This window comes from Weissella fangxianensis, assembly GCF_024718545.1.
Lineage (GTDB): Bacteria > Bacillota > Bacilli > Lactobacillales > Lactobacillaceae > Weissella > Weissella fangxianensis.
Genome location: NZ_JAMXDB010000005.1, coordinates 12,181 through 25,043 on the forward strand (window position 1 = coordinate 12,181; position 12,863 = coordinate 25,043).

Consider the following 12,863-nt stretch of genomic DNA (forward strand, 5'->3'; position numbering starts at 1 on the left):
AAGCTACTCCTTTTTAACAGCGGTTAATTTACCCGTGTTATCTACTCTCAACTCAAATTTCGTACCGTTAGGGCTTTCCAAAATATTTAATTCCGGTTTCCCTGCAACAGCCTGCCAATGTGTATAAGCATACGCACGGTTACCGTTGTCATCACTGTATTGAATAATAGGGGTAATGGTGGTTGGCACAATATCACCAGTTTTGGCTAACTTTGCCCAATCATCTTTGCCCCCATAAAATTTATTTAAATCAAGGCTGCCGTTGTAGCCAGGTAAATTACCGTGTGAACTATATTGATAAATTGTTGGTGTCGTCCAACTACCAAATACCGTGTTATCTGTCCAAGGCTCTTCTTGATAGCCAGTTGATTCTTCAGAAGCATACTGAGCACACCACAATCCATAATCTTTAGAAACAATAGACCAATCGTAAGCGTTAGTGACTGATTTACTCATGTAGATTAGAGGCTTAACTTTTGTCTGCTTATACACATAATCTAGCCATGTTTTAGCATAACTAACTCCTTTGGTAACAACTTCACCTTCCCAATCTAAAGTTAATACCGCTTCACCAACATAATCTTTAACATTATTTAAAAAATATTTAGCCTCCGCCTCTGCTCCGGAACCATCGGCATAGTGATAAACGCCTAACAGCTTTTTAGTTTTTTTAGCACTAATATACTGACTTGTTCTGACAGGCGATAAATAATCTACACCCTGTGTCATTTTAACAATGATAAAATCAGCAGATACTTTAGATAAATCAATATCTGGTTGCCAATTTGAAACATCTATTCCGTTCAGTGTCATTCTTCCACCTCTCCTATGTTCCATAGTTTTCGATTAGCATCAGTATTTATAATGTTTCCTATATTGGTTTGTAAGTTTGAAATAGTTTTACCCAACGTTTCATTGCTTTTACGAGCTTTTTGTAAATTAGTGTAGTTACGAGCATAATCAAACAGTTTATTACCAAACGTCACAGTATCAGATTGTTTCGCATCCTGTGGATGTATGGTCATACCAATAATGCGTACATCCACATCCACTCCCAGACGATCCTTAATAAGACCAGAATTACCAATGGCAACGTTGTTAATTTCTGATAGTTTCGCATGATGCTCAAACTCAGCTTGTTCCATTGTGTACTGGACGATTGGATAATCTTGCAATTTTGATTTGATATAAGCTAATAATGAATTATTATCTGTGAAGCGATCATCCTGAACGGTTGCTGCTTGTTTAATGCCCCAAATAGTCTGAGCAGGACTGTTGTATTCGGCCGTAGCTTCATACGTTCCATCATCCTTTTGCTTACCCAACCCTTTAATTTTGGTACGAATATTACTGTAATCTTCAGTCCATTGAATTTTGCTGGCATTATAGCCGTCAATAAAAACAAACTGATTAGCTTGTCCTAATTTTTTATAAATATGAATGGTCCAGTTGTTAAGATAAAATTCAAGTTTGAAATCATCTTTCAACGTGTTCATCAATAGCGAATCGGCATAGTCAGCACCAAAACCATCACTAAACGAATAGTTATTGAACTTATCGTGTATGACATATTTAAATGATGTACCGTTGGTAATCAGCTTCATACACTTATCCAAACTTTGCGAACCAGTCAATTTATTTTCCACGTACCTATCGTGTAAGTCCGTCCCAACATGGACAGCTGATACTTGATACGTGCGTACGTCACCAGTAGATGTGGGGCTCACGTTGCTCAGGCGGAACCATTGGCCAGTTTCAGGCACAAGCACTCTTGTTTGTGGCAACATAGCTTCTGCAGCTATCTTATTGCGATCGTTAGCCACAAAACTAAATGACAAAGTGCTAAACTCATTCAATGTCTCTGTAATTGATAAGTTATTGACAACTGCTGGGACTTCATCAAGATGAGCTGTATATGCATAAACTATATTTGCCATTAATAGTAAAACCTCGTTTCAAATGAAATCGTGAAACCACTCGCACCAGTAATTTCCATATCGTTGTACCCCTGTGCGAAGTCTAGGAAACTGCGACTCGAGTAATCATTACCCAGCCGTTGAATACCATTAACGATTGGAACTAGCCCAACTAATTTAAAACTATCGTTATCCGTCAGCGCCTTTTTATACGTAAAGGCTTGGTTAGTGGTCTTATTCGTAATTGTCAGTCCGTTTGGTGCGCTACCTTTAAACGTGATGGTGACTGGTCGTTCATCAGCCAATAATGGAATGACTGACGGATTGTAGACTTTAAAACTTGCCGTTGTAAATTCGTACTGATAATCATTAAATGGCACACCGAGGCTCGCATCATAGTCAACGCCATTCACTTTGGCTTTTTGTAGTGTTGTGGCGATACTTTCTGCAAAGCCCTCATAACAAACCAGGCTAATTGCCACATTTTTAGCTTTCCAGTAATTACCTAATCGGGGGTAAGTGAACGCATCAGCAACTACTTTCCAACGCATAAACGGCGTTCGTAAACTAATCACGTAAAAAGGCTCCACACTACTAAATATTTTTAGTACCTTGAGCCTTTGTAATTCGTAATCAAAATTATCGTGTGCAAATACATCAAACGTTATAGGAATCGTGGTCTGTGTGACCTGTGTGCCTGTTAAAGACGCCCCATAATCACTCGTCTGTGCGTAAGTATGCGCATAGGCTGGTGATGGTGGGTCAAACTTAACAACACGAATACCTTCTGCCCCTAAATCATAGACAGTTCCATCTAACTTTTGAATTAAAATGTCACTTTGAAATTTAGTAGCCATACATATTACCTGTTGTTTGTCCTTTCAGTTGAATATCTTGATTTTGCAGTACCCTAATCTTTGGATACGTAGCACGAGCGACTTCGCCACTGTCTAATTGCACGACCATATGAACATCCCCACTTAGGTCAACACCACCGTTTGATTGGTTGACACTTTTTGCGTGTGATCCATGTGGTACTTGCGCAATCATGTTAGATTGTGAGCCACTCTTAGCCGTATTAACGACTTGTGCTAACTTAGCTGCAAAACTATTAGGCTGCTTATCAGCAGTCTCCTTAATTGAACCTAGAATGGTCTCATCAGCACTGCGACGATTTGGATTAATCACCCATTCATCTTCGCCATCTACTTCGCCGACTAAGCCAACACCATTAGTTCGGCCGCCATTAGCGTACCAATGATGGTTTTTCCAGAAAGCATAAGCATTTTTAATACCGCCATAACGTCCATTAACGTATGACTTCATCCACTTCAATTGCGTGATTGGGTTAGTCATGTAATCAGATCCAAACGAAGCCATCTTTGAAGGTGGCAATGCTTGCCCGATACCATAAGCACTAGAACTAGGGTTTTGCGCCTTAGGGTTCCAACCAGACTCATGGTTAATAATGTAATTCCATTTGTCGAAGTTACTCTTGACACCTGCTTGCTTTAACCAATTCTTATGTGACCCACTAGGCTTGGCTCCTGGTCCGGATGCTTGCTCGCCACCACCATTAAATGAACCTAATAAGCCGCTCATCATATCTGAAACCCAATCAAATATACCACCAACTTGTGATCTAATCAGTTTCTGTAATGGCGAGTCTGACTTATTGGCGCTTTTCTTACCCTTAGCGGCACTTTTACCGAAGTCTAGGAATGTCGTTGCATCTCCAAACTTTAAACCACTAGACTTATAATACTTTCCATTACCACCATAGTTATAACCTTCTTCACTGTACCGACCATTATTAACGCCAGTAACAACTGAAACGTGGTTACCGTATTTAGAACCTTTAGAATATACAGCCACATCACCAACGCTAGGTGTGCTTTTATGCTTTGCACGAGCGCTTGTCCAATTAGAACCATTACCTAAGCCTGTGAACAACCTCGGTTTAACACCAACATTTGCCAAACGACTGGCAACGAATGATACACACTCTCTAAAGAAGTAACCCCACGGATCACCACTTGGCGCACCTTCATCCTTGCTTTTATTCTTAAAACGATAGTCATCACCTAAACCACCGCTACCACTACCAGACATAGTGTCTTTGAGCATTTTCCATAGCTCATGCCACCAATTACTCTGTTGACCTTTAACACCCTTGCTTCCACCAACGGCAGAACCCAAAGAGCTAAAAGCCTTACCAGATAAGCCACCAAACCCTTTGGTCATTGGGTTGAATACCTTATCTTCGATATACTTCACGGGGTGCATGGCTATGTTTAAGAAGTCCTTGGCTTTACCAGTTGCAGATGAAATAGCGTCACTAATATCGTCTGCCACGTCTCCAAAGAAACTCTTAACACTACCAAACCAGCCATTAGTACCTTTAGCGAATTGACGACCGCCTAGCATTGACTGGGTAACGCTGGCAGGCACGACAGTCTCACCACCTTCGAAGTTAACCAATCGATTACGACCAGGCAAGATAGTTCCCTGCCCTTTGTTATCAATGATCAACTCTTGTCCAGTAGGACTATCGAAACCATCATTAACCATAGCTAGTCCACTTGGCGCACCAGCAGTACCAGTCGCCAACTTCTTTAAGGGTTTGATTGTTTGCTTTTTACCACCAAAGTTATGGATAACCCCATTAATGCCACTAACGCCAGTATTGATGAAGCCAATAATACCGTTCATACCATCTTTAGCCAAACCTTTAATGTCGTCCCATATATCACTGAAAAAGTCTTTAATACCCGTCCACATATTCGTCCAGGTTTTAGAGACATTAGTTCCAAAGCCACTTAGTTTATCGCTCATCCAATTCCAAGCATTAGAAGCGGTCTTTTTAATACCATTCCAGATATCCGTAAAGAAACTAGAAATACTACTCCAGACTTTATTCCATGTCTTTTGGATAGACTTCAATAAACTAGAAATTATACTGGTAAACCAATCATAGATTTTTCCAAAGAATTTTTTAATACCGTTCCAAATGCCTTCGAAGAAGTTAGAAATAGCATGCCAACTCTTACGCCAAACCCTAGAAATATGAGCCATCATCTTCGATAGGTATGAACTGACGGCATTAATTGCATTGGCAAACAAGCGCTTGATACCATGTTTGCCATTCCAAATATTGCCAAAGAAGTCTGCAATAGCCCCCCAAACTTTACTCCATGTTTTTGAGATACCTCCTAACACTTTATGCATAACACTACTAATTGCATTAATAGCATCGTTGAACAATCGCTTAATACCATGTTTACCATTCCAAATATTATCAAAGAAGTCTGCAATGGCTCCCCAAACTTTGTTCCATGTTGTTGAGATACCATTTAGAACATCACCTAACACATCTGAAATCGCATTGATAGCGTCACTGAATGTCCGCTTGACACCATGCTTTCCATTCCAAAGTTCATCAAAGAAATCAGAAATAGCATTCCAAACTTTACTCCACGTTTTTTGAATCGGTCGCCATATGTTTATTAGAAAATCTGTTAAACCATTCCAAATTTTTTTAACGCCTTTAACAAAGTTATTAAAGAATTTCTTTAAAGGCTTAACTAATGGCTTGGTAATTGCTATACCAATACCAATTGGCAGTGCTAGAGCGTAAAGCATTGCTTTACCAAACCCAATAGCAATTTTCTTGACAGCTTTAATAAATTTATTCCAACCTTTTTTGAAACCTTTAACAAGGCCACTAAACCAATCACCGATAGCATCGGCACCCTTACCAATTGATTTGCCAATACCTTTAAACCACTTACCAATATTTTTAACAAATTTATGGATGTTCTTACCGCCATTACTAAATGACTTACCAATACTCTTGAAAAAGTCTCCGATTGTATCGAATGCATTTCCAAACCATTTTCCGATACTTTTAGCGAAATCGACTGTAGCATCAACTATGCCATTAACGAAATCACGGAACTTTTTGTTGTGTTTGTATAGACTAACTAATGCAACTCCAAGCCCTATAACTGCCGACGCAACGGCTACAAATATATTTGCTTTCAACACTGCATTTAGCAAGGCAAAAGCCGTCTTAATACCAGTTATAATGCCAACAACCGATTTCAAACCTACAAAAACAGCAAGGGCCGTTCCGATAGCTTTAAATGCTGTCGCCAGTGCCGCTAAAATAGCTGGATGTTCCTTTAACTTTTCCAACCACTTGCTCATGGTCTTAACGCCATTAGCGATACCATCAAAAGCTTTAGTGGCTACTCCAGCTAAATTATTAATAATGTCAGTAAGATTTTTCTTACCAATTGCATCGATAATTTTTTGCCAACCATTCACAACTTCGGCTTCTAAATTACCAAAAGCACCCTGGAACTCTGCAGTTCCTCTAGCAAACTTCTTGGCTTTATCCGTAGAACCGAGCTGATCAATGGCTTTATTGAAGTCATCAGCACTGATTTGTCCTTTTTCCATGGCTTCACGAAAGTCACCAGTAAACGCACCATTCTTTTTCATGGCTTCCTGCAATTTACCTGAAGCACCAGGAATAGCGTCAGTTAATTGATTCCAATTTTCAGTAGTTAGCTTTCCTGTACTAGCAGTCTGAGTCATAACCATAGCAACTGACTTAAAATCATCTTTGGTTCCACCAGCAACCGCTGTTAGATTTCCAGCTGATTCAGTCAACTTCTCAAAGTTATCAACACCGTTGGCAGCTAATTGTGCAGTCGTATTAGAAACATCTTCCAAATCATACACAGTATCATCAGCATACTTTTTAACATCTTTACCGACGGACTTAATTTTATCTTTACCAAAGCCAGCTAGTTGCATAGTGGCATCAAACCCCTGCATAGCATCGGAAGCTTTACCAGCCTCTCCAATCAAACCAGTTAGATAGCCTGTTACTTTACCAATACCCTGGGCGGCAACATTACCAACGAATGATCCACTGATAATGTCCTTTAAGCTACCAAATTTAGATTTGGCTTCTTGCGCTTCATGTTGGATATTACGTAGCCCATTGCTGGCATTATCGTTCAGTTGTAAATTGGTCACATACTTTTTAGGCACTTCATTAAGTAATCTTTCATAGTCGATTACTTCGCCTTTTTCAGCCTTAGCCAACAATTCAGTACGAGTCTTTTTAGGTAACTTCTTTAATAACTTATCAAAGTTATCGATACCATGACGTTGCGCATCTACTTGCAACTTTGTCTTGGTAGACATAGGCACAGTTTTTAGAATTTGATTGAAGCTTGCAACTTCTCCACGTTCGGCTTTAGCTTTTAATTCTGTCCATGTTTCCTCTGGCAGTTCAGCGAGTAAATCATCAAACGATAGGATTTCACCCTTCTCAGCCTTGGCTTGTAGCTCGGTACGGATATCTTCGGGTACTTCATCCAGTAAGTCGTCAAACGTCCTAATCTCAGCTGTGTGAGCCTTAGCTAGTAGTTCGGTACGCGTCTCTTCAGGTAACGCGTCCAATAGGTCATCAAATGTTTCAATCTCGCCTTTTTCAGCTTTGGCCAGCAGTTCAGTTTGCTCTTCCTCAGGTATTTCAGCCAATAATTCTTGAAAATTATCAACACCTTCTGTTTCGGCTTTGGCTTCTAACTTAGCGATTAATGGTTCATTACCAAACGCCTTTTTAAAGGTCTCGTAACCTTCTTTTCCTTGCTGTTCAGCCTTTGATTTAAAGTCCGTCCAGGTCTTATCTGTTTGATCATCAAGGATCAGGTCAATATTAATTGCACCATCTGCCATTTATCGTCCTCCTTTCCTCAAAACTACTCACTATCCGCAAATAGACCGTCAAATATAGCAGACGCATTACCACTAAAGGTATCGTCTGCCTTATTTTTATCTAATTGATAATACATTTGCGCTTCAGCTATCACACCTGCTTGTTGCGCATTGTCCTTGTAATTAGATAAGTCATCATTACGGATTTGTCTAATGCGATTTATTGGTGTTTTCTCTCCCAAATTATCAAACAACGCCTTAAAAACGTCCCAATGCATGCGATCTATTTCATTATTCAAATCAATATGATAATCACTCATGAATGACGCATATATGGCTGCAGCGTCCTGTTCGAAATCATAGTCAGCGATACTTTCAGCTGTTTCGGACTCTTCGGCTTGCTCGGCACCATCATCAAAATTGCCATAAGGCGTTGCGTTGATATAAGTAAATAAATTAGAAACAATACTTCCTTTAGTTGCTAAGTCGTCTATTTGTAAATCAACGGAAAATATATGAAAACACTGGTCAATCTTTTCAATATCACTTAGTGTTTCATCATCTAACACACCAAACGCCTTGATCACTCGATTAAAAGCCAAATTGACATGATAAATATGCCCAGCTAAATCAATAGTTTGTTCAGGTCGTTTAGTGAATGAAAACATTAGTCATTATCCTTTCCACGACGTTGCTTGCGATTAGTACCATACTTTTCACGTAGTTCGTTGCTTTGGCCAGCTTCAAAGATAGCTTGGGCGACCTTTGTGATAGTTGCCGTTCGGTTATCTGCATAACGTACAATTTCGTCAGCTTCTTTTTGGCCCAACGCAGCAACCAAGTATTCCTTAGAAATGGACAACATTTCAGCATAGCCGTCCTGAACAATCTTTCGTTGCTCATCTAAAGTCAAATCTTCATCATAATCAGCCTTTTCAATGTCGTGTAGCAAGTTACCAGCTTTAAGCATCATATCTGAATACTTGTCGTCTAGTTCCTTGGTATAACGAGCCGTATAGGTCTTTTTACCGATAACAAAATCTTCCGACTTGATAACTAAACTTGTAATATTAATTGCCATGTGTATTCTCTCCTATAATTTGAGCATCAAAAAAATGGGCCTTACACCCATTCGGTAGTTTTATATGCTTACTGGCGTTTATATTGTTTACTCTGCTGGAGCTTCTGACTCCGCAGGCTTTGCGGTAACAGTAACCGTTGCTTCAGCAGTTTTAGCACCATCATCAGTAGTTGCTACTGCGGTAGCTTGACCAGCTTTCACACCAGTAATCTTTCCATTGGCATCGATAGTAAATGTTTCAGGGCTTCCTGACTTCCAAGTTACCTCTTTGTTAGTAGCATTACTTGGAGCGACTGTTGCCTTAAGTTGTGCCGTAGCAGCTTCTTCAACAGATAGTTCTGTCTTATCAAGAGACACGCTTGTAACAGGTTGTGTCTTAGTCTTGAATGACACACCTGTTGCCGCATCCTCACCTGCATAAGTTAGGACATGTTTATCATATTCTGTGTTAGGCTTTAATTTTTTAATAACGACTGGGGAATCAATATTTGATTGAACAATCTTGCCATCTAAATATAAATCAAACTTTGCCATGATGCTCCTTTCTACTCAGCCTCAATAGTTGCGGTGTCGGCTGTAGTCGTTACTCTACTCACCTCCGGTTTCGTCGGGGTTACTCGGCGTTACATCCTCAATCTTCTTAGGCTTTCCATTAGCAGCTAGTGTGAAGCTGAATGTTTGCTTAACGTTGGCAGCACCACCAAATGGCACAACTGATACCAAAGTAGCCACAAAGACTAATTGATTGCCTGCTGGGTCAGTCCAACGTGCCAAAGTACGCAATGAGTCACCCACGTCAGTAAAGCGCTCAGCAACGTAATCTTGTGCTTCGTCACCATCAACACGATGTCCAGCAATAGCAAATTGTACCGCCTTACCAGTAACGTCATGGTCAGAGAAACCTTCTCCAGTCCAGTATGGTGTAGTGTCGGCTGTTTCTGATGCAGAGGGTGTAATTGTTTGAATACCAACTGCAACAGGTGCCCAATTAGCACTGTCGATGTCATCTAATGATTTATTTCCAGTTGTATCAATCTCTAATTTGTTTTTGTAATTTAGGTTAAATTCTGTATTAGCCATGTTGTTTCCTTTCTTAAATCGTCAAGTTTGCAGCCCCTGATAGGGACCACACTGTCATTTCATCTTTTTCGCCCTCGAGTTCGGGCTGATCTAAATTCATTTGGTTAAATTCATACGAACCGTTTGAGCTAGTGACCATCAACTCTTCTTTAGATAATTCGCCATAAATGGCCCACATAATCGCCGCAGTATCTTCCGCCGACTTCTCTTGTACCATCAGTTCCCATTTGAAATCCATTTCCTTAGTGGTATCCCAATAAGAAGTGGTCGTACGTCCACCAGGAACAGGGAACAAAGCAATGCTGGGTTCATCAGTTAAAAAGGATAGTTGTACGGGCAATGGCAAATTCAAATGAGTATTTAGATATGTCGCTAATTGCTCCATAAAGTCGTTGTCATTCATTCACGCAACCCCCTTTTAAAAGTATCTACCCAACTATCCATATAATCTTTAGAAGCCTTTCTGTCCCATCTAGGACCTGTTCCTGGTGTGGTGTAGTTATGGAATGAAACAATACCATTTGTGCCATAGAACTGGGCACGAGCATAGACCTCACCATAAGAAAGACGGTCTGGAGTAATTGTTAAATTAGCTCTCAAAGGTCCCTTTCTTAATGGTACATACTTTTCCATGTCCTTGCCCATTTGGCTGGTCAAAGCTAACTTAGCCTTTTGCTTATTAGTATGACTGAGCAGCTGTTCCACACTACCAACATCAAGATGTATTGCTAAATCTGCCATTAAACCACCTCGATTTCATAACTGAACACACCATCGGAAAACGGATAACCAAAATATTTAATGTTCGTTATCTTGTGTACAGTGCTATTGAACATAACCTTGCCACCTATCCAACTATCATCAAAGGTAGCTTCAGGTGTGTATTGTGGGTAAACAAACAGCTTAGCAGGTTTACTGCGGTCCTTATTATTATCAGTTCCTTGCGTACTAATAACATCTTGGAAACGAACATTGTTTAATACCTGCCAGGTTGGTTCTACATGTTCGCCATATAGTGTTCTATCTTTGGCTGGTGTTGGTTTGGCCACATTTACTGTGTGAACTAATAACCGTTTATCAACGAACATAAGCCACTCCTTTATATAGCAAACCTAGCGCACCCAAAATCGATACCACATCAGGCGATAAATATAAGCTCGTATCAGATGAACCTGTATCACTCTTACCTGTCGAAACAGTTGTATCTCCAATAGACGAACTAGAAATATTACCCATATCCCTGGCATCAGATGCTGTCTCAATACCTGTTTTAGCCACGTATTCCATTTGTAAACCAACAGCCTGTTTAAACTGTTCTTTCATCCAATCTGGCCAATCATTCATAAGTTTGTCATTCTTTAGTAGACGAAAGTTAGTTACTGAATTAATGGCCATTGTTGCACGCATCAGAACTTTGTTGAATGACTCTTCGTTCATATCTTGGAAATGAAGCTGCTGATATTCCTCATACGTTAAATAGGCCATCAAGTAACCTCCTATTCCACTTCAATCGTTGCAGTCGTAGGCGTGGTCGTTATTTTACTCGCCTTCGGACTTACTCGGTGCATCTGCAGAACGTACAATCAATGCGTCATTATCAATTGCGACACCATAATGTTGGTCAGCATTAAACTTCGTTTGCTTGTGGTCAATATCACGTGCAGACTCAGCCAATAGCTCACGCTTTAAGTAAATCTTTAGAGCGCCTGGCTTAACAGCAACGAATTGTCCATCTTCTACCTTCTTAGAACGAACGATTTCCCAGCCTAACAACTCACCAAAGGCACCAGACACTAGAATGTTGTCACCCAATTGTGAGGCACGAGTCCAGTTATCAGCTGCTGCTTTACGTAGCTTAGCTGCATCCTTATAAGATAAGAACAAAGTACCCATTTGGTCAGTTGTCTGTCCCTCAATGGCATCAGGAGCATCCACGAAAGTAGCTTCAATCTTATCAATCAAGTCCATATCAATGTCTGCGTTAGCAAGTGTCAATGGTGCTTCTAATGCAGCTGCTAATACATCATTGTCAATCTTTGAAGCAAGTGCCATGCGGACTTGTCGTTGTGCTTCACCTACTGGATCTCCATAACCTGATAGAACAGACTCATCAGTTAATTCAACACCCTTTGCGGCTTTCTTAATACCAATCTTACGAGTTGTCGTTTCTAGCAAGTCGTAATCAATTGCGGTACCTTCAGCCACATCAACGGCATCACCGATGTACTTGTATGAAGGTACGGTAATCTCGTCTCCTGGGCGACCTTGTAGTGTCGTATCCAGTTGTGCGATACTAGTGAACTTCAATGCTTGTGGTAATTCTGCCTGGATCATAGCCCCCATTACTTCGGGGTCAATCATATTCTCTAATTTTGTAACTGCCATTATTTATCTCCTTCAACTAATGTTTGATATTGAGCTGGGTTATCGGTCTTTAATGCCACCAACTCTTGATATGAGTAATCAGCTAATGCCTTGTTACCATTACCACCATCAGGGTTTGGATTTCCCTTAGATGTAATCGTTGGCTTTGGATTACTCTCGTTTTCATCAGCAAATAAGAAGTCGTTATCCTTTTTAACTGCTTCAAGTTGCTCTGATAAGCCAATAAGCTTGCCGTTGTCGTCAAAGTTTACCTTTTCGGTATCTAACAACGCCTTAACAGCCTTATCGTTCTTGGCTCCAGCCTTACTTAACGCAGCCGCAATCTCGTAATCTTTCTTAGTTGCTTGTAATTGCTCTTCGGCTTTGGCTTTAGAATCGTCAAATTGCTTTTGTAAGTCCTTGAGCTGGCCTTGTAATTCACTCCCTTTCTTGCTGTTCTTTTGCGCTTCAGAAAGTTGCCCATTAACATCTTCAAGTTGAGACTTTAATGAGTCACGTTCCTGCTCTGCGTTAGCTTGTGCCTGCTTCAATGGGTTAATTTCTTTCCCATATTCGGCCATAACTGAGCGAATTTGTTCATCGTTTAAACCAATACCTTGTAGCGTTTCGGTATTCATACATCCTCCTAAGCTGTTGATGAGCGAGCCAGCTCTCGCACAGATTTA

At 40.3% G+C, this 12,863-nt stretch carries 14 protein-coding genes; all 14 read right to left on the reverse strand.

Annotated elements, in window-relative coordinates; genetic code table 11:
• Window positions 1-3: 3 nt before the first annotated feature.
• The gene (locus tag NGR58_RS02525) at window positions 4-813 is read right to left on the reverse strand and encodes a GH25 family lysozyme (RefSeq protein WP_258088124.1); all 810 of its coding nucleotides are present in this window, start codon (window positions 811-813) and stop codon (window positions 4-6) included.
• On the reverse strand, window positions 810-1,937 hold the full coding sequence (locus tag NGR58_RS02530; protein ID WP_258088125.1) for a phage tail protein: 1,128 nt from the start codon (window positions 1,935-1,937) through the stop codon (window positions 810-812). Before NGR58_RS02530 ends, NGR58_RS02525 begins: the two co-directional genes overlap by 4 nt.
• Window positions 1,937-2,773, reverse strand: coding sequence for a phage tail family protein (locus NGR58_RS02535; RefSeq protein ID WP_258088126.1), 837 nt, complete (start codon window positions 2,771-2,773; stop codon window positions 1,937-1,939). Before NGR58_RS02535 ends, NGR58_RS02530 begins: the two co-directional genes overlap by 1 nt.
• The gene (locus tag NGR58_RS02540) at window positions 2,763-7,673 is read right to left on the reverse strand and encodes an aggregation-promoting factor C-terminal-like domain-containing protein (protein ID WP_258088127.1); all 4,911 of its coding nucleotides are present in this window, start codon (window positions 7,671-7,673) and stop codon (window positions 2,763-2,765) included. The genes NGR58_RS02535 and NGR58_RS02540 overlap by 11 nt, the downstream gene beginning before the upstream one ends.
• 23 nt (window positions 7,674-7,696) lie before the next feature.
• Window positions 7,697-8,320, reverse strand: coding sequence for a bacteriophage Gp15 family protein (locus NGR58_RS02545; protein WP_258088128.1), 624 nt, complete (start codon window positions 8,318-8,320; stop codon window positions 7,697-7,699).
• Entirely contained in the window at window positions 8,320-8,733 is a 414-nt protein-coding gene (locus tag NGR58_RS02550; protein WP_075269158.1) for a hypothetical protein, read from the reverse strand. Before NGR58_RS02550 ends, NGR58_RS02545 begins: the two co-directional genes overlap by 1 nt.
• Window positions 8,734-8,820: 87 nt before the next feature.
• A complete protein-coding gene (locus NGR58_RS02555; RefSeq protein ID WP_115470930.1) occupies window positions 8,821-9,267 on the reverse strand; it encodes an Ig-like domain-containing protein in 447 nt (148 codons plus the stop codon).
• A gap of 54 nt (window positions 9,268-9,321) precedes the next feature.
• On the reverse strand, window positions 9,322-9,813 hold the full coding sequence (locus NGR58_RS02560; protein ID WP_115470931.1) for a phage tail tube protein: 492 nt from the start codon (window positions 9,811-9,813) through the stop codon (window positions 9,322-9,324).
• Window positions 9,814-9,826: 13 nt separating this feature from the next.
• Window positions 9,827-10,216 carry a hypothetical protein gene (locus NGR58_RS02565; RefSeq protein ID WP_075269155.1) on the reverse strand — a complete coding sequence of 130 codons (390 nt, stop codon included), beginning with the start codon at window positions 10,214-10,216 and terminating at the stop codon, window positions 9,827-9,829.
• A complete protein-coding gene (locus NGR58_RS02570) occupies window positions 10,213-10,554 on the reverse strand; it encodes a minor capsid protein (RefSeq protein ID WP_115470932.1) in 342 nt (113 codons plus the stop codon). Before NGR58_RS02570 ends, NGR58_RS02565 begins: the two co-directional genes overlap by 4 nt.
• Window positions 10,554-10,901: a putative minor capsid protein gene (locus NGR58_RS02575; RefSeq protein ID WP_115470933.1), complete on the reverse strand. Its 348-nt coding sequence runs from the start codon at window positions 10,899-10,901 to the stop codon at window positions 10,554-10,556. Before NGR58_RS02575 ends, NGR58_RS02570 begins: the two co-directional genes overlap by 1 nt.
• Window positions 10,891-11,298 (reverse strand): head-tail connector protein, encoded by a 408-nt coding sequence (locus NGR58_RS02580; RefSeq protein WP_258088129.1) that lies wholly within the window; start codon window positions 11,296-11,298, stop codon window positions 10,891-10,893. The genes NGR58_RS02575 and NGR58_RS02580 overlap by 11 nt, the downstream gene beginning before the upstream one ends.
• A 54-nt stretch (window positions 11,299-11,352) precedes the next feature.
• Entirely contained in the window at window positions 11,353-12,198 is an 846-nt protein-coding gene (locus NGR58_RS02585) for a N4-gp56 family major capsid protein (protein WP_258088130.1), read from the reverse strand.
• Window positions 12,198-12,815, reverse strand: a complete 618-nt coding sequence (locus NGR58_RS02590; RefSeq protein ID WP_115470936.1) for a phage scaffolding protein — start codon at window positions 12,813-12,815, stop codon at window positions 12,198-12,200. The genes NGR58_RS02585 and NGR58_RS02590 overlap by 1 nt, the downstream gene beginning before the upstream one ends.
• Window positions 12,816-12,863: the final 48 nt, after the last annotated feature.

Excerpts from the sequence above, each read along its gene's own strand:
- NGR58_RS02525 (WP_258088124.1), bottom strand. The coding sequence starts at position 813 with ATGACACTGAACGGAATAGATGTTTCAAATTGGCAACCAGATATTGAT.
- NGR58_RS02530 (WP_258088125.1), bottom strand. The coding sequence starts at position 1,937 with ATGGCAAATATAGTTTATGCATATACAGCTCATCTTGATGAAGTCCCA.
- NGR58_RS02535 (WP_258088126.1), bottom strand. The coding sequence starts at position 2,773 with ATGGCTACTAAATTTCAAAGTGACATTTTAATTCAAAAGTTAGATGGA.
- NGR58_RS02540 (WP_258088127.1), bottom strand. The coding sequence starts at position 7,673 with ATGGCAGATGGTGCAATTAATATTGACCTGATCCTTGATGATCAAACA.
- NGR58_RS02545 (WP_258088128.1), bottom strand. The coding sequence starts at position 8,320 with ATGTTTTCATTCACTAAACGACCTGAACAAACTATTGATTTAGCTGGG.
- NGR58_RS02550 (WP_075269158.1), bottom strand. The coding sequence starts at position 8,733 with ATGGCAATTAATATTACAAGTTTAGTTATCAAGTCGGAAGATTTTGTT.
- NGR58_RS02555 (WP_115470930.1), bottom strand. The coding sequence starts at position 9,267 with ATGGCAAAGTTTGATTTATATTTAGATGGCAAGATTGTTCAATCAAAT.
- NGR58_RS02560 (WP_115470931.1), bottom strand. The coding sequence starts at position 9,813 with ATGGCTAATACAGAATTTAACCTAAATTACAAAAACAAATTAGAGATT.
- NGR58_RS02565 (WP_075269155.1), bottom strand. The coding sequence starts at position 10,216 with ATGAATGACAACGACTTTATGGAGCAATTAGCGACATATCTAAATACT.
- NGR58_RS02570 (WP_115470932.1), bottom strand. The coding sequence starts at position 10,554 with ATGGCAGATTTAGCAATACATCTTGATGTTGGTAGTGTGGAACAGCTG.
- NGR58_RS02575 (WP_115470933.1), bottom strand. The coding sequence starts at position 10,901 with ATGTTCGTTGATAAACGGTTATTAGTTCACACAGTAAATGTGGCCAAA.
- NGR58_RS02580 (WP_258088129.1), bottom strand. The coding sequence starts at position 11,298 with ATGGCCTATTTAACGTATGAGGAATATCAGCAGCTTCATTTCCAAGAT.
- NGR58_RS02585 (WP_258088130.1), bottom strand. The coding sequence starts at position 12,198 with ATGGCAGTTACAAAATTAGAGAATATGATTGACCCCGAAGTAATGGGG.
- NGR58_RS02590 (WP_115470936.1), bottom strand. The coding sequence starts at position 12,815 with ATGAATACCGAAACGCTACAAGGTATTGGTTTAAACGATGAACAAATT.